Annotated in this window: 1 pseudogene; it reads left to right on the top strand. The window is 64.3% G+C overall.

Going from position 1 to position 244, the window contains the following annotated elements:
* Nucleotides 1-244: pseudogene (locus P0D68_RS35605) on the top strand (NAD(P)(+) transhydrogenase (Re/Si-specific) subunit alpha); the annotation flags it as partial.

Here is a 244-nt window from a genome sequence, read left to right as displayed (position 1 = left end):
TCGCGGCGCCGAGTACGAAGGCCGGCGCGGCGGCAACTGTCCGCTCACCGAAGCGGATCAGGTAGTGATCAGGCATGGCGTGACGATCGTCGGTTATACGAATCTGGCCTCGATGGTCCCCGCCGACGCGTCCTCGCTCTACGCACGCAACCTGCTCGACTTCCTCAAGCTGATCATCACGAAGGAAGGCGCCCTGAACATCGATCTCGCGGACGATATCGTCGCGGCCACGCTGCTGGCCCGC

This window comes from Paraburkholderia sp. RL17-380-BIE-A, assembly GCF_046028085.1.
Taxonomy (GTDB): Bacteria; Pseudomonadota; Gammaproteobacteria; order Burkholderiales; family Burkholderiaceae; genus Paraburkholderia.
The sequence above is the reverse complement of the archived record's forward strand: the minus strand, read 5'-3'. Positions and strand labels throughout refer to the sequence as shown.